This is a genomic window from Marinibaculum pumilum, from assembly GCF_042646425.1.
Taxonomy (GTDB): Bacteria; Pseudomonadota; Alphaproteobacteria; order Ferrovibrionales; family Ferrovibrionaceae; genus Marinibaculum; species Marinibaculum pumilum.
In genome coordinates this window covers 1-19,381 of sequence record NZ_JBHRTR010000022.1, presented here as the reverse complement: position 1 = coordinate 19,381, position 19,381 = coordinate 1, and the positions used below count along the sequence as shown (strand labels likewise).

29 protein-coding genes are annotated in these 19,381 nt (G+C 68.0%); 26 read left to right on the top strand and 3 right to left on the bottom strand.

Features of this window, described 5'->3' with window-relative positions:
* Positions 1-17 precede the first annotated feature (17 nt).
* The 24 genes from ACFOGJ_RS08875 (at position 18) to ACFOGJ_RS08760 (ending at position 17,064) form a co-directional block, all read left to right on the top strand.
* Positions 18-1,148, top strand: a complete 1,131-nt coding sequence (locus ACFOGJ_RS08875; RefSeq protein WP_379899505.1) for a DUF2213 domain-containing protein — start codon at positions 18-20, stop codon at positions 1,146-1,148.
* On the top strand, positions 1,148-1,636 hold the full coding sequence (locus ACFOGJ_RS08870) for a structural cement protein Gp24 (RefSeq protein ID WP_379899504.1): 489 nt from the start codon (positions 1,148-1,150) through the stop codon (positions 1,634-1,636). The genes ACFOGJ_RS08875 and ACFOGJ_RS08870 overlap by 1 nt, the downstream gene beginning before the upstream one ends.
* A gap of 14 nt (positions 1,637-1,650) precedes the next feature.
* Positions 1,651-2,583 (top strand): DUF2184 domain-containing protein, encoded by a 933-nt coding sequence (locus tag ACFOGJ_RS08865; protein ID WP_379899503.1) that lies wholly within the window; start codon positions 1,651-1,653, stop codon positions 2,581-2,583.
* A complete protein-coding gene (locus tag ACFOGJ_RS08860; RefSeq protein ID WP_379899502.1) occupies positions 2,583-2,972 on the top strand; it encodes a hypothetical protein in 390 nt (129 codons plus the stop codon). The genes ACFOGJ_RS08865 and ACFOGJ_RS08860 overlap by 1 nt, the downstream gene beginning before the upstream one ends.
* The gene (locus ACFOGJ_RS08855) at positions 2,972-3,325 is read left to right on the top strand and encodes a DUF4054 domain-containing protein (RefSeq protein WP_379899501.1); all 354 of its coding nucleotides are present in this window, start codon (positions 2,972-2,974) and stop codon (positions 3,323-3,325) included. Before ACFOGJ_RS08860 ends, ACFOGJ_RS08855 begins: the two co-directional genes overlap by 1 nt.
* Positions 3,322-3,783, top strand: coding sequence for a hypothetical protein (locus ACFOGJ_RS08850; protein ID WP_379899500.1), 462 nt, complete (start codon positions 3,322-3,324; stop codon positions 3,781-3,783). The genes ACFOGJ_RS08855 and ACFOGJ_RS08850 overlap by 4 nt, the downstream gene beginning before the upstream one ends.
* On the top strand, positions 3,783-4,112 hold the full coding sequence (locus ACFOGJ_RS08845) for a hypothetical protein (RefSeq protein ID WP_379899499.1): 330 nt from the start codon (positions 3,783-3,785) through the stop codon (positions 4,110-4,112). The genes ACFOGJ_RS08850 and ACFOGJ_RS08845 overlap by 1 nt, the downstream gene beginning before the upstream one ends.
* Positions 4,109-4,624, top strand: coding sequence for a phage neck terminator protein (locus ACFOGJ_RS08840; protein ID WP_379899498.1), 516 nt, complete (start codon positions 4,109-4,111; stop codon positions 4,622-4,624). The genes ACFOGJ_RS08845 and ACFOGJ_RS08840 overlap by 4 nt, the downstream gene beginning before the upstream one ends.
* A 9-nt stretch (positions 4,625-4,633) precedes the next feature.
* Positions 4,634-5,656 (top strand): DUF3383 family protein, encoded by a 1,023-nt coding sequence (locus ACFOGJ_RS08835; RefSeq protein ID WP_379899497.1) that lies wholly within the window; start codon positions 4,634-4,636, stop codon positions 5,654-5,656.
* Positions 5,657-5,669: 13 nt separating this feature from the next.
* Positions 5,670-6,110, top strand: coding sequence for a phage structural protein (locus ACFOGJ_RS08830; protein ID WP_379899496.1), 441 nt, complete (start codon positions 5,670-5,672; stop codon positions 6,108-6,110).
* Entirely contained in the window at positions 6,107-6,553 is a 447-nt protein-coding gene (locus ACFOGJ_RS08825) for a phage tail assembly chaperone (protein WP_379899495.1), read from the top strand. Before ACFOGJ_RS08830 ends, ACFOGJ_RS08825 begins: the two co-directional genes overlap by 4 nt.
* Before the next feature lie 166 nt (positions 6,554-6,719).
* The gene (locus tag ACFOGJ_RS08820) at positions 6,720-8,513 is read left to right on the top strand and encodes a hypothetical protein (RefSeq protein WP_379899494.1); all 1,794 of its coding nucleotides are present in this window, start codon (positions 6,720-6,722) and stop codon (positions 8,511-8,513) included.
* Positions 8,514-8,516: 3 nt separating this feature from the next.
* Complete coding sequence (locus ACFOGJ_RS08815; protein ID WP_379899493.1) at positions 8,517-9,122, top strand: phage baseplate protein; 606 nt, start codon at positions 8,517-8,519, stop codon at positions 9,120-9,122.
* On the top strand, positions 9,122-10,393 hold the full coding sequence (locus tag ACFOGJ_RS08810; RefSeq protein WP_379899550.1) for a phage baseplate plug family protein: 1,272 nt from the start codon (positions 9,122-9,124) through the stop codon (positions 10,391-10,393). The genes ACFOGJ_RS08815 and ACFOGJ_RS08810 overlap by 1 nt, the downstream gene beginning before the upstream one ends.
* Positions 10,390-11,304: a hypothetical protein gene (locus tag ACFOGJ_RS08805; RefSeq protein ID WP_379899492.1), complete on the top strand. Its 915-nt coding sequence runs from the start codon at positions 10,390-10,392 to the stop codon at positions 11,302-11,304. The genes ACFOGJ_RS08810 and ACFOGJ_RS08805 overlap by 4 nt, the downstream gene beginning before the upstream one ends.
* Positions 11,294-11,908, top strand: coding sequence for a Gp138 family membrane-puncturing spike protein (locus ACFOGJ_RS08800; RefSeq protein ID WP_379899491.1), 615 nt, complete (start codon positions 11,294-11,296; stop codon positions 11,906-11,908). Before ACFOGJ_RS08805 ends, ACFOGJ_RS08800 begins: the two co-directional genes overlap by 11 nt.
* 1 nt (position 11,909) lies before the next feature.
* On the top strand, positions 11,910-12,266 hold the full coding sequence (locus ACFOGJ_RS08795) for a hypothetical protein (RefSeq protein ID WP_379899490.1): 357 nt from the start codon (positions 11,910-11,912) through the stop codon (positions 12,264-12,266).
* Positions 12,263-13,678: a baseplate J/gp47 family protein gene (locus ACFOGJ_RS08790; protein WP_379899489.1), complete on the top strand. Its 1,416-nt coding sequence runs from the start codon at positions 12,263-12,265 to the stop codon at positions 13,676-13,678. Before ACFOGJ_RS08795 ends, ACFOGJ_RS08790 begins: the two co-directional genes overlap by 4 nt.
* Before the next feature lies 1 nt (position 13,679).
* Positions 13,680-14,357, top strand: a complete 678-nt coding sequence (locus ACFOGJ_RS08785; protein WP_379899488.1) for a DUF2612 domain-containing protein — start codon at positions 13,680-13,682, stop codon at positions 14,355-14,357.
* Positions 14,358-14,371: 14 nt separating this feature from the next.
* On the top strand, positions 14,372-15,166 hold the full coding sequence (locus ACFOGJ_RS08780) for a hypothetical protein (protein ID WP_379899487.1): 795 nt from the start codon (positions 14,372-14,374) through the stop codon (positions 15,164-15,166).
* Positions 15,167-15,175: 9 nt separating this feature from the next.
* Positions 15,176-15,712 carry a hypothetical protein gene (locus ACFOGJ_RS08775; protein WP_379899486.1) on the top strand — a complete coding sequence of 179 codons (537 nt, stop codon included), beginning with the start codon at positions 15,176-15,178 and terminating at the stop codon, positions 15,710-15,712.
* A gap of 54 nt (positions 15,713-15,766) precedes the next feature.
* Positions 15,767-15,961 carry a hypothetical protein gene (locus ACFOGJ_RS08770; RefSeq protein WP_379899485.1) on the top strand — a complete coding sequence of 65 codons (195 nt, stop codon included), beginning with the start codon at positions 15,767-15,769 and terminating at the stop codon, positions 15,959-15,961.
* Positions 15,962-16,267: 306 nt separating this feature from the next.
* Complete coding sequence (locus ACFOGJ_RS08765) at positions 16,268-16,666, top strand: hypothetical protein (RefSeq protein WP_379899484.1); 399 nt, start codon at positions 16,268-16,270, stop codon at positions 16,664-16,666.
* On the top strand, positions 16,663-17,064 hold the full coding sequence (locus ACFOGJ_RS08760; protein WP_379899483.1) for a hypothetical protein: 402 nt from the start codon (positions 16,663-16,665) through the stop codon (positions 17,062-17,064). The genes ACFOGJ_RS08765 and ACFOGJ_RS08760 overlap by 4 nt, the downstream gene beginning before the upstream one ends.
* Positions 17,065-17,184: 120 nt before the next feature.
* Here the strand turns inward: ACFOGJ_RS08760 and ACFOGJ_RS08755 are convergent, their stop codons facing one another.
* The 3 genes from ACFOGJ_RS08755 to ACFOGJ_RS08745 are packed head-to-tail and all read right to left on the bottom strand — an operon-like array spanning position 17,185 to position 17,972.
* The gene (locus tag ACFOGJ_RS08755) at positions 17,185-17,403 is read right to left on the bottom strand and encodes a hypothetical protein (RefSeq protein ID WP_379899482.1); all 219 of its coding nucleotides are present in this window, start codon (positions 17,401-17,403) and stop codon (positions 17,185-17,187) included.
* Positions 17,404-17,408: 5 nt separating this feature from the next.
* Entirely contained in the window at positions 17,409-17,669 is a 261-nt protein-coding gene (locus ACFOGJ_RS08750; protein WP_379899481.1) for a hypothetical protein, read from the bottom strand.
* A gap of 48 nt (positions 17,670-17,717) precedes the next feature.
* Complete coding sequence (locus ACFOGJ_RS08745) at positions 17,718-17,972, bottom strand: helix-turn-helix domain-containing protein (RefSeq protein ID WP_379899480.1); 255 nt, start codon at positions 17,970-17,972, stop codon at positions 17,718-17,720.
* A gap of 128 nt (positions 17,973-18,100) precedes the next feature.
* On the opposite strand from ACFOGJ_RS08745, the gene ACFOGJ_RS08740 reads away from it, so the two are divergent.
* Both ACFOGJ_RS08740 and ACFOGJ_RS08735 read left to right on the top strand, forming a co-directional pair.
* On the top strand, positions 18,101-18,472 hold the full coding sequence (locus tag ACFOGJ_RS08740) for a hypothetical protein (protein WP_379899479.1): 372 nt from the start codon (positions 18,101-18,103) through the stop codon (positions 18,470-18,472).
* Positions 18,469-19,215 carry a phage antirepressor gene (locus tag ACFOGJ_RS08735; RefSeq protein ID WP_379899478.1) on the top strand — a complete coding sequence of 249 codons (747 nt, stop codon included), beginning with the start codon at positions 18,469-18,471 and terminating at the stop codon, positions 19,213-19,215. The genes ACFOGJ_RS08740 and ACFOGJ_RS08735 overlap by 4 nt, the downstream gene beginning before the upstream one ends.
* Positions 19,216-19,381: the final 166 nt, after the last annotated feature.

Genomic DNA, 19,381 nt, shown 5'->3' with positions numbered 1-19,381 from the left:
GTTTCTGAGGGCCGCCGGTGACTGACCAGATCCGCTACGACAAAGGCGAGGTGAAGGGCGCGGCGAGCCGGACGGACGAAGGCTATGTCCGCGCCGAAGCCATCGTGACCCGGACCGGGGTCTTCGACTATCGCAACGCGGACGGCAGCGTGCGGCGAGAGCTGCGCCATCCCGATCAGGTCTTCGAGCGCGCCTCGCTCGACACCATGAAGATGATCCCGATCGTCAACGGGCATCCTGCGCAGCAGCTGGTGAACGCTTCCAACAGCAAGGATCTCGCCATCGGCCACACCGGCGAGACCATCACTGTGGACGGCCGCTACGTGCTGGCGCCGCTCGTCGTCACCAGCGCCGACGGCGTCGAGGCGATCGACGGTGGCCGGCGGGAACTTTCCCTGGGCTACACGGTCGAGCTGGTCCGCGAAGACGGCGAGTACGGCGGCCAGCGCTACACCCATCGCCAGACGCGCATTCGCTACAACCACCTCGCCCTGGTCGACAGGGCGCGCGCGGGCGCAGCGGCCCGTATCAACCTGGACGGCGAATCCGCCGCGCAGATCGACGAAGAGGAGTCCCGCAGCATGGGCGAGAAGACGCTCAAGACCGTCACCCTCGACGGCATCGACTACGAGGCCGCGCCGGAAGTAGCGAACGCGCTCGCAAAGGCGCAGGCCCGCGCCGACGAGGCGGAAGAGAAGCTGAAGACGGTTGAGCCCGAGCGCGACCAGCTGAAGGCCAAGCTCGACGCGGCCACCGAGGAACTGGAGACGCTGAAGAAGGCGGACCATTCCGAGGCGGTCGCCAAGGCGGTGGCGGCTCGGATCGGCCTGGAGCGTGCCGCGGCGAAGGTGCTGCCGGCCGATACCAAGCTGGACGGCAAGACCGACCGCGAGGTGATGGAGGCCGTCATCCTGGCGAAGTCGCCCAAGGCCAACCTGGACGGGCAGACCGATGTCTATGTCCAGGCCCGGTTCGACGCAGTCATCGAGGGGCTGCCGGATGGCAAGGCCATCGGCGAGCAGCGCAAGGCAGCGGCCGAGAAGGTCACCGGCGAGGTCAAGGCCGACGCGGCCGAGGAAGCCCGCCAGAAGGCGCAGGACGAGATGGCCAACATGTGGAAGAAGCGCGACAAGAAGGAGGCCGCGTGATGTCGCAGACCGATCCGACCACCTACGGCTTTGACCTGGAAGTCGCGCAGGCCGGCCAGAAATACGATCTGAGCTACGACCAGGTCGACAGCTTCGCGGCCGAGGGCGCCGTGCCGTTCGGGGTGGCTGTCGTCGCCGGCACCGATCCGAACCAGCAGGTTGCCCTGGTGGAGACCGCCAGCGATGTGTTCCGCGGCATCGCCCTCTTCACCCACACCCGCGAGCAGGGCTTCAACCGCGCAGCAACGCCGGCATCGACGGGGGCCCAGTACCTGGACACCGAGACGGTGTCGGTGCTGAGCCGTGGGCGGGTCTGGGTCAAGGCCTCCGGCAACGTCACGGCAGGCGCGCTGGCCTATGCGGACCTGGCCACGACCTTCAACGACAGCTTCACCGTCACCAGCACCGACAACCTGAAGGTCGGGCGGTTCCACACCTCCGGCAGCGATGGCGAGCTGGTGGTGCTCGAAGTCGACAAGGCGGCCTGATCGGAGGACATGACATGCCCGCATTTGTGAACCTCGACGAGGCGCAGACGATCTTCTTCGAGCGCGAGCTCGAGCATCGCAAGGCGCAGACCTATGACGTGGTCCGCGCACCGCTGAAGGCGATGGAGCTGATCCCGGTGTCGACCGACGCCGGCGCCGGTGCCGAGAGCATCGTCTATGAGCAGTACGACATCACCGGCATGGCGAAGGTGATCGCCAACTACGCCGACGATCTCCCGCGCGCCGACGTGAAGGCCCGGGAGTTTACCGCGCGGATCCGCTCCATCGGCAACAGCTACGGCTATTCGATCCAGGAGATCCGCGCGGCGCAGATGGCCGGCAAGGCGCTCGAGCAGCGCAAGGCCTCCGCGGCTGCCCGCTCGCAGCGGGAGTCGTGGAATCGCATCGCCTGGTTCGGTGACGCCGACCACGGCCTGCAGGGCTGGCTGGACAACGCCAATGTGCCGCGGGCGGCGGTGGAAGATGACGGCGCCGGTGGCGGCGGCGGCTCGACGCTCTGGATCAACAAGACCCCGGCGCAGATCCTCCGCGACATGAACGACCTGGCCAACGGCATCGTGTCGCTCACCAACGGCGCGGAGGTCCCGGACACCCTGGTGCTGCCCATCGAGCAGTACACGCTGATCGCGACCACGCCGCGGTCGGACAACAGCGACACCACGATCCTGGAGTATTTCCTGCGCAACTCGCCCTACATCAACTCGGTCGAATGGGCGAACGAGCTGAAGAACGCCGGCACCGCGAACAGCGACATCATGATCGCCTATCGCCGCAGCCCGGACGCCCTGACGCTGGAAATGCCGGTGATGTTCGAGCAGTTCCCGGTCCAGGAGCGCGGCCTCGAATTCGTCGTGCCGTGCCATTCCCGGATCGGCGGCGTGCTCATCTACTATCCGCTGTCGCAGTCGATCGGGGAGGGCATCTGATGCGCCTCCGGCTGACGCTTCCGACTGTCATCCACGGCAAGGGGCTCCGGCTGATGCCGGGCATCAACGTCGTGGACGACGCCGCCGGCGAGGCGTTCCTGCGACACCCGCTGATCGCTGCGCGGGTCGCGATGGGGCAGATCCAGGTCGTCCGGCATCTGCCGCCGGCCCCGATCGATGAGACCGACGACAATGATCCGGGCGCCGGTGGCGGCGAGGGGGCGGGCGACGAACGCCCGGCCGGCGAGATCGTGGCGGAGATCGCGGAGACCTACGACATGGCGCGGCTGCGGGAATATCTCTCCCACCCGCGCAAGACCGTGGCGGCCGCGGCTGAGAAGCAGATCGCCAAGATCGACAAGGAAGCGGCGCCGGACGCCGACAGCTGATGGCTATGGCCCCGGAGAACATCCTGCCGATCGTGGCGCCGGAACTTGCCGACACCGATCCCTATCGGATCGCGGGTGCGGTGGAGCTTGCCGGCGGTCAGGTCGGGCAGGTGTTCGGGGCGAAGCGCGACACAGCCATCGCCTATCTCGCGGCGCACATGCTGACGATCGCCAAGCGAGACGGCGCCGGCGGCGTGGTGACCTCGCAGCGCGAGGGGGATCTGGCCGTCAGCTTCGGCGCTGTCGGTGGCGTGGTCGGCATGACGGAGCTGCACACCACCTCCTATGGCCAGGAGTTCGTGCGCCTCCGCCGGGCCACGGTCTTCGGACCGCGCACGCGGGTGACCGCATGACGGCCGTGCGTGACATCGATCGGGGCTGGGACCGGATCAAGCGGGACCTGGCGGCAATGAAGAAGGCCTCCGTCAAGGTCGGCGTGCAGGAAGATGCCCCCCCGGCCGAGGGCGGCACCAGCATGGCCCTGGTGGCCGCCGTCAACGAGTTCGGCAGCGACGACGGCCATGTGCCCGAGCGTTCGTTCCTGCGGTCCGCTGTCGATGCCGGCCGCAACCGCTATCTGCAGGATCTCGCGAAACTGCTGCGCGGCGTTGTGGCCGGCCGCGGCAGTGTGCACCGGGCCCTGTCGATCATCGGCGCGGGCATGCAGGGCGACATCCAGAAGCGCATCGTCGATGTCCGCGAACCGCCGAACGCGGAGTCCACCATCGAGGCGAAGGGCAGCTCCAATCCGCTGATCGACACCGGCGGCATGCGGCAATCGGTCCGGTATGTCGTCGAAGGTGCCGACTGATGTTCCGGAAACCCCTCACGGTGCGCCGCAAGCTGCCCGGCGCCTGGGCCAACGGCGTTTGGGTCGACGGGTCCGACGTGGATCTGTCGATCATGGCGAGCGTGCAGCCGGCGACGCCGGAGGACATGCAGTCGCTGCCGGAGGGGCGGCGCAACATGGCCGCTTATCGGCTCTACACCTCGACGGAACTGCGATCGTCGGAAGACGACGAGACGAACCCTGATCGGGTGACCCTCTTCAACGACGACTACGAGATCACCCAGGTCGGTCGCTGGCAGAACGGCATCCGGTCGCACTATCGAGCCATCGCCACGAAGGCCCGGCCATGATGGCGTCTCAGACATGGGCCGCGGTGCGCCTGTGGGGCGTCGCGGAGCTGGGTGCCGCCGTGACAGAGGTCATCCGGGCAGACCAGAACGCACCGCGGCCGGCAACGCCCTTCGCGACGGTGAAGGTGCTGGCCGATGCGCCGGTCGGCCATGCGCACATCGCCGATGTTGATGACGACGGCATCGTTCGGATCGGGCAGGACAGCGAGCTCACCGTGAGCCTGCAGGTCTTCGGCGGCGAGGCCATGGACCTGGCGCAGGCCCTGCAGCGCAGCCTCGACCGGACCACGGTGCAAGAGGACTTCCGCCGCGCCGGCCTGGTCTACGTCGATCTGCTGACGCCTGTTTCGGACACGACCGCGGTCACCGGTTCCGGGTTCGAGAGCCGCGCGCAATTCGACCTGCGGTTCCGCACCGCGACCGAGATCACCGACGACGTGGGCCTGATCGAAACCGTCATCGGCACCGGCACGATCAACGGCGTTTCGACGCCCTACGAAGTGACGATTTAGGAGGCTGCCATGCCGCTGCGCGATATCGTGGACGTGTTCATTGACCGCCAGACGACCGTGGTCACCCGGGCCGGGTTCGGGGTGCCGCTGTTCGTCGGCCCGACGGCGGCCTTCACCGAGCGGGTGCGCGCCTACCAGAACATCGACGCGGTGGCCGACGACTTCGCGGCGACCGACCCCGAATACCTGATGGCCGAGGCGGCGTTCAGCCAGCAGCCGAGCCCGCGGCAGGTCAAGATCGGCTGGAAGGGTGGCGGGGAAACCTGGACCGAGGCCCTGCAGGCGATAGTCGACGAAGATGACGAGTGGTACGGGCTCGCGATCGACAGCGAAACCGCGGCGGACATCCTGGAGGTGGCGGCCTTCGTCGAGCCCCGCACGAAGCTCTACATCGCCCGGTCGGCCGATGCCGACATCCTGACGGCCGCGGATGACGACGTGGCCTCGGATCTCGTCGCCTCCGCCTATGCGCGGACGGCGCTGATTTACCACAGCCAGGCCGCGGCCGAGTATCCGGACGCCGCATGGCTGGGCAAGCAGTTGCCGACCGACCCGGGCTCGACGACGTGGATGTTCAAGACGTTGGCCGGCATTCCGGCCGACAGTCTGACGGCGACGCAGTACAACTTCGCGCTCGGCAAGAACGTGAACATCTATACCGCAGTCGGCGGCGTGAACATCACCCAGCGCGGGACTGTGGCGGAGCCCGAATACATCGACGTGATCCGCGGCGTCGACTGGCTGACGGCCCGCATCACCGAGCGTGTCTATACCGCCCTGGTGAACCAGCCGAAGATCCCCTTCACGAACGCCGGCATCGCGATCATCGAGACGCTGCTTCGCGAGCAGCTGGATATCGCGGTGGAACGCGACGTGATCGCCCCGGAACCGCCCTACACGGTGACCGTTCCGGACGTGCTCGACGTCGACCCGATCGACCGGGCTCAGCGGATCCTGCGGGACGTGAACTTCAGCGCCCGGCTGGCCGGCGCAATCCACGAAGTCATCATTCGCGGCACCGTGACGCCGTAAGGAGGGCCGGACCATGGCAGTCAAGACCTACGACCCGCGGGATGTGCAGGTCATCATCGGCGGGTTCTCAATGACCGGCTACGCCGATGGCACCTACGTGAGCGTGACCTCCGACGAGGCCGCCTACAACAAGACGATCGGTGCGGACGGCGAGGTCAGCCGGGCGCGGACGAACAACCGGTCCGGCACAATGACCCTGACGCTGAAGCAGACCAGCGCCAGCAACGACGTGCTGACCGGCTTCGCGATCGCCGACGAGACGGCGAATGGCGGGGTGTTCCCGGCGATGGTCAAGGAGGTCGGCTCCGGTCGCACCCTGCTGTTCGCGGCGGCGGCGTGGATCCAGCAGTGGCCGGACGTCGGCTACAGCAAGGAGATCGGCAACCGCGAGTGGACCATTGCGCTGGCGACCATCGACCGGTTCGTCGGCGGCAACGCGGATTCGGGCGCATGATCGAGCATCGCGAGAAGACCATCGGCGGCCACGAGTATTCGGTCACGCAGTTCCCGGCCATGCAGGGCCTGCGGATCGCGGTCCGGCTGGTGAAGCTGGTCGGCCCCGGGATGGCGAAGGCCTTGGACGGCAAGGGCCTGGCCGGCGTCCTGGACAGCGACATCGGCGTGTCGGACATGGTCGGCGCCCTGGTGGACCGTCTCGACGAAGGCACCACGCCGGAGTTCGTCCGGCAGCTGCTGTCCGCCACGGTGCGCGATGGCCGCGACCTGTCCGACGAGCGCAACTTCAACGACGCCTACGCGGCCAACTATCGCGAGCTGATCGGCGCGCTCGGGTTCGTCCTGGAGGTGAACTACGGGGATTTTTTCGGCGCGGTCACGGCGGGTATTGGCGCAGCCGGCGGCCGCCCGGAAGGCACCCCGACCTACCGGGAGAGCTAGACCCGGACCTGGCGCAGGAGTGGCCGCTCTGGCGGCTGGTGCTGGAGCGGGTCGCGACCCTTGAAGAGCTGGAGCGGCATTGGTCGCTCGATGATGTTTCGCGGGCCAATGCGCTTCTCGACATGAGGGGCGACATCGAAGCCCAGGCGAGGGAGGCAGCTGGCAGATGATCGTGCGCGAGCTGGTCGCCCGCCTTGGGCTCGATTCCGATGACGCGGAGCGCCAGGCGAAGAACTTCGACCGGGCGATCGACGATCTGAAGGTCGGCCTGCTGGCCGTCGTCGGGGCGGCGACCGCGGCCGGCGCGGCGCTGTTCGGCGTCGTCTCATCGACCGCCAGCTATGGCGACGAGGTCGCGAAGACGGCCGACAAGCTCGGCATCGGTATCGACGCCCTGGAACAGCTGCGCTTCGCGGCGGAGCGCTCGGGCGTGGCGCAGAACACCCTGGACATGGCGCTGCAGCGCATGACCCGGCGGCTGGCGGAGGCCGCGCAGGGCTCCGGCGAGGCGAAAGACGCGGTGGCCGAACTGGGCTTGAGCGCCGCCGCACTCGGCCGCATGGCGCCGGAGGATGCGCTCAACGAGATCGCCGACGCGCTATCGAAGGTGAAGAACCAGTCCGATCGCGTGCGCCTGGCCTTCAAGCTGTTCGACAGCGAAGGCGTCGGGATGGTCAACCTGATCGGCAAGGGCTCCGAGGAGGTCCGCAAACTGCGGGCCGAGTTCGAGCTGCTGTCCGGCGGTCTCACCGAAGACCAGGCCCGGGCGGCCGAGGCCTTCGACGACAGCATGACGAACATCCGGACGGCTCTGCATGGACTGCGCCTGCAGCTGGGCGCGGAGCTGCTGCCGGTCGCCGTCGAATGGATCGACGCGCTGAAAGACTGGTATCTCGCCAACCGGGAGGTCGTGCGCCAGAACCTGAGCCGGATGCTGCAGGGAATGGTCGGCGCGCTGCGCTCGCTCTGGCACACGTTGCGGATGATCGCGCTGGCGATCCACGGCGTGGTCGAAGGCACGGTCGGCTGGGAGAGAGCCTTCCGCCTGCTGGCGAGCTTGCTGGGGGCTTTCGCCTTCATGCGGATTGCGCGCGGCCTCTGGGCTATCGCGGCGGGGCTGTGGGGCGCCACCTTCGGCGCCAAAGGCCTGCGGGCCGCCCTGAAGGCCTTTCCGGGGGCGATCCTGCTCGTCCTGCTTGGTCTCGCCGTCGAAGACCTGATGGCCTACTTCTCCGGCGCTCCATCCGTCATCGGGGCGGCGGTGGCGGAGATCCGGGAGATCCTCAGCGACCCCGAGTCTTGGGGCAGCCAAGCACTGCGGATCGCGACCTTCGTCTTCGACAGCATCGTGAGGGGCGCCTACATGGTCCGGGACGGCGTGGCCGCGGCCGTGGCGTATATCCGCGACATGCTGAGCGATCCGGACTCCTGGGGGCGGCAGGCGGCCGCGGTGGCCGCGTTCGCATTCGCTAGCATCGCCCGGGGCGCCGGCATGGTGGCCGACACAATCGGTGCCGCGTGGGACTTCATAGAGCGTGTGATCGTCGACGGTTGGGCGGGTGCGGTAGCGGCGACGAACAGCGCCATCGACACCTTCCGGCGCATGCGCGACAGCGTCGTCGGCTGGGCGGAAGACATATGGCAGGCCGTCGAGCGCATCGTCTCCGCGCTCGGGCGCCTCTCTGGCCTTGGTGGCATCGACCTTGGCGGGCTGACTTCCCCGTCGTCCTGGTTCGGCGCCGGCGCGGAAGCGGGCCCGGCGCAGACAGTGCCTATCACGCGCCCGGGCGCCGCCGTCAGCGTGCAGATCCAGGAAGACGTGACCGTCAACGTCCCGGCTGGCACGAGCCAAGAGCAGGCCCGGGCGATCGACCAGCAGGTGCGGACGGCGGTCGCGCGGGAGTGGCAACGCGAGATCAATGCGGCCATGGGCGATTTCCCTGCCTACCAGGGGGCCTGAGCGATGCCGGACCTCTCCATCCTGTTCGCCACGCCGCGGGCGCGCCGCACCGTCATCGACAGCATCGTGCTGGACGCGACGGTGCGGGAGCTGCACGAGTTCGCCAGCCAGGTCACCGAGCACCCGATCGAGACCGGCTCGTCGGTCGCCGACCACATCTACAACGAGCCGGCGCGCGTGCTGCTGCAGGGCGAGATCAGCGATAGCCCGGTGCTCCAGGGGCCGGAGGTGGTGGGAGTGACCGAGCGGCGGCTCGAGGCCTTCGACCAGCTGCGCGCGATCCATGACGACCGGCGCGTGGTGACCATCGTCACCGGGCTGGCGGTCTACCCGGACATGGTCATGCTGGTGCTGAGCGTGCCCCGCGACCGCGGTACCGGCCGCCGGCTGCAGTTCACCGCTGAATTCCAGCAGATCGTGCGGGTGGCGACCGAGCGCGTGGCTCTGCCGCCGGAAGCCATCCAGGAAGCGCAGCGCAGCACCGCCCAGTCCGGCCGCGATATCGGTCGCCAGCAGACGACGGCCGCCACGGAGACCCAGGCGGAGGCCGGAGACACGGCGCTCGGGCAGTGGCAGACCGGCTCCATCCTGAGCGAGATCTTCCAGTGATGCAGGTTCTGGCCTGGCGCGCATTCTCGGCCTTCCGGCAGTCCGTCCTGCTGGGCGATCGGCGGTTCATCGTCGAGGTGAAATGGAATGCCTCGCGAACCTACTGGACGCTGGACCTGCGGACGGCGGCCGACGAGCTGATCATCGCGGGCCTGAAGCTGATCGCGGGTGTGCCGGTCCTGCACAAATACCAGGACCCCCGCCTGCCGGATGGGCAGCTCGTCGCCGTGGACCTGTCGTTGCCGACCGGGCGGATCGGACTGGAGGACATCCCGGACAGCGCGATCCTGGCCTATTTCGACCCGGGCGAGCCCTGGTTCGAAACGGTCTGGACCTGGTGGGACACCCTGCAGGGGCGCCTGAACGCGCCGCTGCAGATCCCGCCGCCGGCCGACCCGCCATTCCTCTGGCCGCTGGTGGCCAACGACCTGACGATGGGGCCCGTCGAGCTGGAACAGCCGGCCTTGACGCAGGTCTATATGCTGACGGCGGACGATCTGACGATGGGGGCCGTGGACCTTGGCGCCCCGGTCTTGCCGGATCCGGCCGCCATGATCCTGGAGGTCAACACGCTGCTGGAAAGCGGCACGCAGGTGACCATCCCGCTGGGCGGCGCCGGCGTGAACGTCAACATCGATTGGGGCGACGGCTCCGACGACGACTACACGACGAGCGGCAACAAGACCCACACCTACGGGGCGGAGGGCACCTATTCCATCGTCATCACAGGCACCCTGGCCCGGTTCGGCCTCGCCAGCCCGCTCGACGCCAACTATGCCAACGTGGCGAAGATCGTCGGCTGCAGCCAGTGGGGCAACCTGGGACTGACCATCCTCGTGGGCGCATTCAAGGGCGCGGCGAACCTGCAGTATATGCCCCCCGACTTGCCGTCGACGGCCACCAATCTGGCGGGCCTTCTGAGGCTCTGTTCATCCTTCAGCGGCGATCTGTCCGGGTGGGACACGTCGAACATCACCGACATGTCCTACATGCTGCAGGGCACGACGTCGTTCGACGGCACCGGGGTTGCGAACTTCGACCTGTCCAGCCTGGCCAGCGCCGGAGCGCTGACGTTCTTCGCGCAGAGCACCAGCTTCAGCACCCCGAACTATGCCGCGCTGCTGATCGCGTGGGAGGCCGCCAAGGCCGGCTATCGCACCGATCTCACGCCGTCCTTTGGCGGCTCGGAGTACAGTGCCGGCGCCGCCGCGGCCGCGCGCGCCGCTCTGGTGTCCTATGGCTGGACGATCACCGACGGTGGCCCGGCATGACCCAGTTCCGGCGCCTTGCCATCCTCGATGTCGAGACCCGCGGCGGAGAGGCTGTGCGCATCGAGGGTCTGCGGATCGGCTTCGACATCCTGAAGACCCGCACGACCACGACGAACACGGCCACCATCGAAGCCTGGAACCTCAACGCCGACACACGCGCGCGGATCCTGGAGCGAAACGCCTACTGCACCCTGTCGGCCGGCTACGAGGACGACACCGGCCCGGGCGTGCTGTTCGTCGGCCGCGCGCAGGCGATCGTGCACGAGCGCGCCTCGCCCGCGATCATCACTAGGATCGAATGCCAGGACGGCGTGCAGGAGCTGCGGGAGATCAGGGTCACGCTGTCCTACGCCGCCGGCACCTCTCTGCGCCAGGTGCTGGCCGGGCTCGCGGCGAAGCTGTCGCTCCCCTTCCGACCTCTCGGCGCGGTCACCGGTGAATATCCGAACGGTTACGCCTACGCGGGCCCGATCCGGGACGCCCTCGACCAGGTCTGCCGGCGCGGCAACCTGGAATGGAGCATCCAGAACCAGGAACTGCAGGTGATCCCGCGTCGCGGCAGCACGGCCAGGACGGCGTTCCTTATCAGCCCGCAGACGGGCCTCGTGCGCTCACCGGAGCGGATCAACTACATCGAAGGGTTTCTGGACGGCGACGCGGTGCCTGCCGCCTTCGTGGACGACAGCAGCAAGGCTCAGAAGCGACAGATCCGGCGCGAGACCCGCCGCGGAGATGAGCCGGCGCTGCGCATCACGGCGCTCCTGCAGCCCGATGCGATCCCCGGTGACCGGATCGTCCTGGAATCTGCCGACGTGTCCGGCGCCTTCCTGATCGACAGCGTCCGGCATGTCGGAGACACGCGCGGGCGGCCTTGGTATTCCGAACTGGAGCTGATGGACAATGCCGACTAGCACCCTGTCCGACCTCCTGCGCAGGGCCGGCGCCGGGCTGGCCGGCGGCATGCGCGTCGCCATCCCCGGCGAGGTGGTGACCTATGATCACGCCAGGCAGAAGGCGTCCGTCCGGCCGCTGGTGAGCCGCGCCTATGCCGACGGGCTGGTCGACGATGCACCGATCATCGAGGGCGTGCCGGTCATCTGGCCGCGCTCGGGCGGCGCCAGCCTGACATTCCCCGTCCAGGCCGGCGACGGCGTCCTCATCCTCTGGTGCGATATCGACATCGAGCGCTGGCTGCAGTTCGGCGGCAGCCAGCCGGCGGCGGATCTGCGCCAGCACGACTGGAACGACGCGGTCTGCGTCCCCGGCCTCTACAGCTTCGCCGAACCGTCGCTGTCGGAGAACAACGACGATGTGCTGCTGATCCACGGCGGCAGCACCGTGCGGCTGCGCGGCAACGGCGATATCGAGATCGACGCGGCCGGCGATGTGCTGCTCGGGCCGGCTGGCGACCGCAAGAAGGTGCTGCGCGACGGCGACCTCTGCCATGTCGGGTCGGGCTCTTCCGCCGGGCAGTGGCCGGTCTACGCATCCACTGAAAAGGTCTGGAGCGGCTGAGATGGACCTGGCGCTGGATCTCGACACGCATGACCTGATCGTCCGGGACTACGACCTTGCCCTGGTCACCGGCATCGACCTGCTGCGCCAGCGGCTCAAGCAGCGGCTCTGGTTCTTCCTGGGCGAATGGTATCTCGCCGTCGATCAGGGCGTGCCGTACTTCCAGAGCATTCTGGGCAAGCCCGTCGACATCAACCAGGTGGAAGCGATCCTGAAGGCGACGATCGTGCAGACCCAGGGCGTGGATGCGCTGCTGGAATTCGACATCTCGTTCGTCAACGCCACCCGCGAGTTCAGCCTTTCGTTCAGGGTCCGGGCGGACGGCGACATCCTGGCTATGGAGGTGACCTCGCCATGACTGGACTCTCGCCGCTGGGGTTCGAACGCAAGCGCCTGCCGGAGATCAAGGCGGACATCGAGGCGCGCCTGCGGGATGCGTTCGGGCAGGATATCGACCTCCGCCCTGAGAGCGTGTTCGGGCAGCTGGTCGGCACCCTGGTGCTGCCGATCGCGGAGCTCTGGGAAGAGGCGGAGAACGTCTACCTGAGCCAGGATCCCGACTTCGCCGAGGGCTTCTCTCTGGATGCGGTCGCGGTGCTGACCGGCACGACCCGCCTGCCGGCGACGCCGACCACGGTGGTGGCCGCCGTGCTGGGGGATTTCGCGACCGCGATCCCGGCCGGCTCGGAGGCGCAGAACAGCGCGACGGGCGCCACCTACCTGCTGCAGACGGGCGTGGCCATCGGCACCCAGAACCTCTTGCGGATGGTGATCACCGTCGGCGAGGTGGCGAACAGCACCGCCTACGACGTGGTGATCGAAGGCAACAGCTACGACATCACGAGCGGCGGCGCGGCGACGGCGTCGACAATCCTGGGCGACCTGCGGGACGCCCTGGAATATGCCGAGGCGGTCACTGCGGAACTCGATGGCGAGACCCTGATCATCACGGCAGAAGATGGCGAGACGGCATTCACCGGCACCGTCTCCGCCAACCTGACTGTCGCCGAATACTGGTCGCGCAGCCTGTGGGAGGCGCAGGAGCCGGGCGAGCAGATCCTGCCGGTCGGAGCTCTCGACACCGTGCAGACCCCGCTGGCCGGGTGGGGCGGCGTCGAGAACCTGGTGCCCGGCCTGACCGGATCGGACATCGAGAGCGACCAGGCGCTGCGGCTGCGCCGCCGGCGGTCGGTTGCCTTCCCGGCGACGGGCGTGATCGATGCGATCTACGCGCGCCTGGCGCAGCTGGTTGGCGTGGTCGACGTCGTGGTGCTGGAAAACACCGGCACGACGACAGACAGCAACGGCCTGCCGCCGCAGCATATCTGGGCGGTCGTGCTGGGCGGAGATGACGACGAGATCGCGGAGACCATCTTCGCGATCCGCGCCGCCGGCATCGGGATGCAGGGCGACACCGTTGTGCCGGTGACCAGCCTTTCCGGCCAGGCCTACGACGTGCGGTTCGATCGGCCCGACCCTGTCGACATCTGGATCAGCATCGAACTGGAGAAGAACGGGAACTATCCGCTGGATGGCGACGACGCGATCAAGGCGGCGATCCTGGCCTATTTCGACAGCGACATCGGGATCGGCGACGACTTGCGCTATTCCCGCCTCTACACCCCCATCAACTCCGTCCCTGGTCACGAGGTGACGGACCTGCGGATCGGCACCGCGCCGGCGCCATCCGGCACCGAGAGCATCGCCATAGCGATCGACGAGATCGCCCGGACAGACGTGGCGAACATCGTCATCACCGAGGCCGCCTGACATGCCGCGCACCGCACAGGCGCTTGGCCTGCTGATCACGCAGTACCGGCGCTCGCCCCGCGCCCTGGCGCTGATCGGCGCCTTCGCGGCCGAACTGGACGGCGTCGACGCGACGGCCGTCGACCTGCTGACGAAGCGAGCGCTCGACACGGCGGAAGGCGCGCAGCTCGATGTGATCGGGAAGATCGTCGACCTGTCCCGCCCCTTCTTCGATCCCGATCCTGATCTGGTGTTCACCTTCGACGGGCCGGCCGGGCTCGGCTTTTCCAGCCTGGATCGCCCGGACCTGGGGGGTTACTTCCGCGGCCTGGCGCTCACCGGCGGCGACCTGGTGACCGACGAGATATACCGCGGTCGCCTGCGCGCGAAGATCATCCGGAACACGACGAACGCCGGCATCAACGAAATCACGCGCTACCTGCTGTTCCTGTTTCCCCACGACATGACCGTCCTGGAGGGAATCGGCTTCGTGAGCGTGTCGATCCACGCCCCCCTGACCCTGACAGAGCAGGCACTGGTGCGGACGACGGTGCCGTTGGCCGCCGGCGTGCGGCTGATCTACGCGGCCTTTGCGCTGGGCCCGAACCCGTTCGGTTTCGCCGGATCGCAGGGGCTGAATACCGGCTTCGGCAGTGTCGAAGCGCCGCAGGACGGCAGCGGCTTCGTGAAGACGATCTAGAGGGAGGCCAGCACATGGCACAGGAAGTCGGCAACAGCGTGCTCATCCAGACCTGGGCGAGCTCCGGGGCCATCATCGCGCCGGACAGCGGCAAGATCGATCTCGGATGGCAGGAAGGCGAGCAGCCGCCGCACGAGTACATGAACTGGATCCACAATGCGCTGGGGCAGAAGGTCAATCACTGCCTGCAACACGGCATCGCCCGGTGGAACGACGCGACGACCTATGCGGCCGGCGACGTCGTCAGCCACGATGGCGCGATCTATGTGGCGATCTCCGGCAGCACTGACAGCGAGCCACCGTCTGCCAACTGGGTGCTGGCCCTGCTGGAAGGCACGGCGATCCCGGCAAGCTCCGTCCGACCCGGGCAGGTCGTGCAGGAAGTGGTGGCGACGCACGCCACGACCGTGACCAGCACCTCGCTGACCTTCGCGACGGCCGGTCTGCAGGCGGCCATCACGCCGGTATTCTCCGATTCCGTGATCGAGGCGCAGGCGTTCGTGCCCCGCGCCGATGCCCGCCGCAATGCCGGCACCCCCGTGGACATGCGCGGCCGCTTCCGCATCCAGAACGTCACCAATGCCGCTGCGAGCCCGGAGTATTTCTTCGGACGGGTGCTGATCGCCGGGACGTCGGAGCTGGCGCAATCGACCTCGCCGATCGCGATCCAATGGCGCTACACCGTGAACTCTGTCGCGGAGCGGACCTTCCAGCTGCAGATCGCTGCCGGCACAGATCCGAACGTCATCATCTCGACATCGGCTGCCGACAGCGCGATCAGCATGATCCTCCGCGAGATCCGACAGTAGGGCGCGCCGATGCTGGCCATCCTGATAGCCGCGGCGGCGGGTGCGATCCTGTTCCGCCTGCGCGGCGACGCCTGGTTGCGCGCGGCGCTGCCGTGGTGGGGCACCCTCGAGGGGCGCCTGCTCTATGCCGGCGGCACGGCGGCCGTGGCGGTGGCGATCGCCGGCGCGGCATGGTGGTGGCTGCCGATCCTGGTGGCCGCCCTATGGCTCGGCAGCGTGTTCGGCTGGTGGCAGACGCTCGACATGGGCACCCAGACTGGCAGCCGGGCTCGAGACATCGCCCTGCACAGCCTGCGGGGCGTCTTGTGGACCCTGCCGGCCGGCCTGGCGGTGGGTGCGGGCCTAGACCTGCAGGCGGGCGCCCTGCTGGCGCTCTCCGGCGCCGCGGCGGGACCGCTCTACGCGCTGGCCATGCTGGTGCCCTGGCAGGCGGCGGCCGGGCCGGTCTGGATCAGCCGGCAGGACGGCAACGGCGTGAACACCGAGGCCGGCGAGTGTCTGTTCGGCGCCTGGATCGGCGGCGCGCTGGCGCTGGCGCTGGCATAGAAGAACAACGGCTGCGGGGCCGAGCATGGACACGAAGACGAAGGGGGTGCCCTGATGGACGACCCTATCCAGCACCTGATCGGCGCAATCACGAAGGAAAACTTCGGCCTCGCCCTCGCCCTCTATTTCTGGTGGCGCCTGGACAAACTGGCGCGTGAGGCGTTGTCACAGATGGCGGCGAATTCGCAGGCCATGCGGAAGCTGGCCAGGAAGATCAAGGGCACTGACGATGACGACGACGACGCCTAAGTGGTGGCAGCGCGTCCTGCCGCCACGGTTCTGCAAGCAGCTGCGGGCAGCCCTGGAACAGCACCGTGCGGCGAGCCTGGAGCTGGAACAGGCTATCGACGAGGCGCCCCCGATGAGGCGCAGTCGACCGCGCCCCCCGCCCCCGCAGCGCGCCACCGCCAGCCGCTGACCGCCCACCACCACCCACGACCAACCCAGCCCGGCCACCGCGCCGGGCTTTTTTCATGGAGAACTCAGATGCCCCTTCCCCGCGGAATTCGCAATAAGAACCCTGGCAACATTGAGCTGGGCGAACGCTGGCAGGGCATGGCCCCGCAGCAGACGGACGGCCGGTTCATCCAGTTCTCGGATGTGCTCTGGGGCATCCGCGCGATGGCGCGGATCCTGCGCAACTACCAGCGAAAGCACGGGCTCAAGACCGTCCGCGAGATGATCGACCGCTGGGCGCCGCCGGTCGAGAACGACACCGGCAGCTACGCACGGGCGGTCGCCTCCGGCATGGGCCTGCGCGGGCCGGATGAGCCGGTCGACCTGATGCAGGTGGAGACCCTGGCCGACATGATCCAGGCGATGGTGAAGCACGAGAACGGGCTGCCGAACGCCGACAGCCTGCGGGAACTGTACGGCGGCCGACCGCCATCCGACCTGGTGCCGGGCCGCTGGTACCGGCGCGCCGACATCCGGGCCGGGATCGGGCTGGAATGATCGCCGCCATCCTTCCCCTGCTGACCGGCCGGGCCCTCCCGTGGGTGCTGGGCGGGCTCGGCATCGCCGCGGCGGCCGGCTGGATCTGGATCCAGGGCCAGCGCATCGACGGACTGCAGGCGGATCTGGCCACGGCTCAGGATCGCGCCGCGGCTGCCGAGTCCGCCAACGCCATCCTCGCCACCGAGCTGGACCGCCAGGCCGTTGAGCGCGAGCGCAACGAAGCCGCCCTGGCGCGTGCGGCTGCCGAAGCCTCCGCCCGGGCCGAAGCCCGCGGCCGTGCACTGACGGAGATCCGCAATGCCCCCGACGCCAATGCCGCTTTCAGCCCCGCTGTTGGTGCTGCTGTGCGCCGCCTGTACGGCGCCCCCGCCAGTCATCCAGACCCGACTGATTGAACGTCACGTCCCGCCGGCCCTGCTGGACTGCCAGGGCGTGCCGGAGACCGCGCCGGACCTGTCGACGCAGGGCGCCGTGGGCGAGGCCCTGGCAGAGGCCCTGACCGGCTGGCGGGAGTGTCACGGCCGGCTGGCTGCGGTGCGAGGCCTGCTGCTGGACGTGCCGGCGGCCCCGCCGTCGCCTTGAGGGATCGCCTGTTCACGCAGGCGCTTGTTCTCCGCCAGCAGATCTTCGATGACCTGGGCGGCCTTCAGGTAGCGCCAGTTGCCCGGCTTCGATCGGAGGAACGCCACCAACTCGGTGATCGGAATCTCCGGTAGGGGGCGGTTAGCGATCATCGGGGCTACTTCTGCCGGTCCGACACCTGGATGATGACCTTGTCGCTCGGCCTGAACAGGATGCCGAAAATCCCCAGCGGCACCACGACGACAGCCCAGATGATGAAGTGCATGCCCATCCCGAGACCGGCAACGGCCGTCTTCACGTCCTGGTCACCGGCGGTTTCGCCGACGGTCCCCGTCATCATCATGCACGACGCAAGGCTGAGCAGCGTCCAGAGCACCGCGCCGATAATGCAGATCCAGTAGATTGTACGCCGCATCATCCCACCCCCTGGTTGTGTCCGCCGATCAAAGCAGGGATGGCAGGGTTGTCAACTGCTGGCGGGCTTCCCCACCAGGATGCCGGGCTTGCCGTCGCGCTCGATGAACTCGATGCCGGAGGTCTCGAAGAAGCGTTGCAGCTTCTGAGCCGTGGAAAGCCGGGCGTTCCCGGTGTTCTCGAAGCGAAGGATTGTGCTGGTCGCAATGCCGGTTTCCTCGGACAGCTTCATCATGCTGAGGCCGAGGGCATTGCGGGCGAGCTTTAGCTGTACCGGGTGCATACGGACAATATGGATAGCGAACATAAAATGCGCAATCGGCTCTTGCGCAGGTTCGCATAAACGACCATGTACATGTTCGTAAGCGGCTGACGCCAGGGATTGCGGCCCCGGCGCCAGCCTAACCACCGACGATCCTGCGAGAGAGGACCGACATGGCTGACGAACAGGTACGCCCGACGAGCGCGGGCTTCAAGAACATGACCGCCCGCGAGCTGTCGATGATCTACGAGGCGACGGAGGCCAGTGCCGAGGCGCTGACCTCGGTCATCAACCAGCCGCGCTGCACCGATCGCGTCGAGCAAGTGCTGTGGGCGCTGAGCGATGCGCTCTACGACACCCGGCGCGAAGCGGTCGCCGCGGCGCGGGTGCTGCGTCCCAAGACCGAGTGCGACCAGTGGGAGCAGGAGCGCATGCTGCTGACCGAGGCCGTCCGGTACGGCGACCTGCCGGACGTGATGGCCGCCTTTGGCACGGTTCTGCAGCGGCACATGAAGCAGGCGAACGGCGGGAGGGCCGCGGCATGAACACGACGATGCAGACCTTCGGTTTCGAGGGATGGGGCGTCCGGGTGGTGATCCGGGACGGCGAACCCTGGTTCGTGCTGGCCGATGTGTGCCGGGTGCTGGAGATCGGGAACCCCAGCGACGCGGCGCGGCGTCTCGATGATGATGAGAGGGGTGTCGATAGTATCGATACCCCCTCCGGTGTGCAGGAGATGCTCATCATCAACGAATCCGGCCTCTACTCGCTGATCCTGACGAGCCGGAAGCTGGCGGCGAAGCGGTTCAAGAAGTGGGTGACGGCGGAAGTCCTGCCGACGATCCGGCGGACGGGCGGCTACGGCGCCGCGGTGGTCGACATGCGCGACCCGGTGCAGCTTGCCGCCGCGGCCGCGCAACTGGTCGAGCTGAACCGGGATCTGCAGCAGCGCCTGGACTCGGTGCTGCCGACCGTCCGGGCCTTCGAGCGGCTGGCGGTGTCGGATGGCTCGCTGTGCATCACCGACGCGGCCAAGAGCCTGCAGGTGAAGCCGCGGGAGCTATTCCGCTACCTGCGGGCGCATGCCTGGATCTACAGCCGGGGCGGGCAGGCGACGGAGGTTGCCTACCAGGACAAGCTGAACTGCGGCTGGCTTGAGCACAAGGTCACCACCGTCACGCGGACGGACGGCACCGAGAAAGAGGCCACGCAGGTTCGCGTCACGCCGAAGGGTCTGGCGCGGCTGGCGAAGGTCTTCGAGACGGGGCTGCAGGCCGCGCTGGTGTGATGGCTGGACGGGCGCTCATGGGGCGGCTTCGGCCGCCCCATTCGGTTCCCGAAAGGTGAGTCAAACGCATCTGGGAAATGGCGGATTTCTGCGGGCTGAGAGAATGTCTCACCGGCGCGCAACCCATTGATCCTACTGGAGAAGGCGAGCCCGCCCCTGGGCACCA